The sequence below is a fragment of the Neisseria sicca VK64 genome, from assembly GCF_000260655.1.
GTDB classification, from domain to species: Bacteria; Pseudomonadota; Gammaproteobacteria; order Burkholderiales; family Neisseriaceae; genus Neisseria; species Neisseria sicca_B.
Map to the genome: position 1 here is coordinate 1 of NZ_AJMT01000034.1, position 2086 is coordinate 2086.

Below are 2086 nucleotides of genomic sequence, written 5' to 3' on the forward strand. Positions count from 1 at the left end.
CTGATTGAAACGGGAAAAAGCAAGCGTAGATTGGCTTCAAAAACCCATATTTCGACGATTTGACGGTTTTGCAGAAGTACCCGGCCTATTTACCCTATCGATATAAAAAGTTTTATATATTGGTGATTTAAATGAATTCAAAAACTAAACAGTGGCTTTCAATTTTATTAATGCCACATATACTTACCGCTCTACTCCTAGGGCCGGGCATGCTGATTTATTTTATGGGCGGGATTTTTGGAGTCTACTTGATCTTTCCATATTTAGGTCAAGGCAGATATTTTGACAATTTAATATATATCGGCTTACCAATTGTTTTCATTACTTTAATTTTAGGGTTTGTTTTACGGAATAAACTTATCGGACGCCGTTTGGTTTCCTTAGCCATATATCTATGGTTCGTAATCGGTTTTCTCTGTCTTTCTGCTCATTATTAGCAAGTAATATAGTGGATTAAATTTAAATCAGGACAAGGCGACGAAGCCGCAGACAGTACAGATAGTACGGAACCGATTCACTTGGTGCTTCAGCACCTTAGAGAATCGTTCTCTTTGAGCTAAGGCGAGGAAACGCCGTCCTGGTTTAAAGTTAATCCACTATATTCCCCCTATCCGATGTATCCCAAGTATTGCATCCAATGCATCTCCACAATAAAAACCAAACTCGATAAAGGCGAGGTTTGCAGACTATCGCTTGCTATCCCCAAATTTCCGTTTTGACCATACAGCATCACCTTATTGAATTTCGTTAAACCAACCCCTCTCAAATAGGAAATCTTTGAAGCAAAAAGGATTGGCTTTACACCAGCGTACAGCCTTACCTCATCCACTCAAATTTTAAAAATACCATTTTCCAGAACACTGAAAACAAGGCGAGAATTTCTTTCATCCAAATCCATTCATTTTCCCCTGCCCTTTTCACTGTCTCCGGCTTCATCGCCCTCACCAGCTGCAAAGTTCGTCCGTCATTATTTCCTTAACATCATCCCCACCTTGCAGCACCAAACATTAATCCCCCGCCCCTCAAAATCGGTATTTTGTTGATTCGTGATATATCTTTACTTAATTTCAATTAGCTTTGCGTAAATCAAATCCACTGTTTTCAAAAGAACAAATAGCACTTTATTGATAATGAGTATCGTGTTTTCATATATGGACGAGACAAGCCTTCTTTTCTCTGTTAAGGTAGGGCTTTCTGTCAGTTTATGCTGACCCCGATAGACTAAATCCGGAGTAACTTGATGAAATCCAATCTGAAATTAATCGTTCCCGCCGTCCTTATCGCTACCGCGCTGTCTGCATGCGGCAGCTCCGGCTCTAAATCTAAACCGGAAACTGCTCCAACTCCTACTGCGCAACAATCCGCTCCCGCGCCTGAAACGCCTAAAACCATGGAAGTCAATAATATTGAACGCACCAAGGAAGTGGCTTACAAATGCGGACCAAACGGTACTGATCCTTTGAATGTCATGTACGGCTTCCAAGGTGATGAGCCTGTGATTGCCCAAGTGAAATACCAAGGCCAGCTGACTCCGGGTCTTTCCCGCATTGTCGGCACCGGCAATGATGTCAATGGCTTCTGGGGTGAAGGCGTGGCATGGATTGCCAACCGCGCCAACTATGCCAACATCGACAAAGTGGACGGTAATATGCTGACTATCCGTCAACAAACTGTCGTCAACGGTCAAAACCAAGTCGTGGACAACATCATCACCAAGTCCTGCGTATTGGACCAAACCGCTACGGCACAATTGAACAAAGCACCTGCCAAACCTGCTAAGGGTAAAGGCAAAGCGAAGAAATAAAGACGTTTTATAAAGCGAAAGGTCGTCTGAAAACTGAACTGGCCCCCAAATCTTGGACACTCATAAAAGCCTATTCAGGCACTCTGTGCAAGCTGGGTTCTGTATGCGACAGGACTCAGCTTTTTCAATTTCAAACTGCAACGCTCCCGGTTGTAGTAATCCATATAGTCATCTATCTGCTTCATCAATTCATCTACCGTCAATTCACCTGCGTTATAGAAACACTCCGTCTTTAACACCGCAAAGAAGCTTTCCATCGGCGCATTGTCCCAACAGTTCGCC

2 protein-coding genes are annotated in these 2086 nt (G+C 43.0%); one reads left to right on the top strand and one right to left on the bottom strand.

The genetic code is table 11. The features are described 5' to 3' along the window. Positions 1-1240: 1240 nt before the first annotated feature. Complete coding sequence (locus HMPREF1051_RS02230; RefSeq protein ID WP_003759309.1) at positions 1241-1804, top strand: hypothetical protein; 564 nt, start codon at positions 1241-1243, stop codon at positions 1802-1804. A 74-nt stretch (positions 1805-1878) separates the two neighbouring features. Here HMPREF1051_RS02230 and HMPREF1051_RS02235 read toward each other — a convergent pair. After that, the coding region (locus HMPREF1051_RS02235) for an IS3 family transposase (RefSeq protein WP_036492459.1) at positions 1879-2086 on the bottom strand (208 nt) is incomplete at its 5' end.

Excerpts from the sequence above, each read along its gene's own strand:
- HMPREF1051_RS02230 (WP_003759309.1), top strand. The coding sequence starts at position 1,241 with ATGAAATCCAATCTGAAATTAATCGTTCCCGCCGTCCTTATCGCTACC.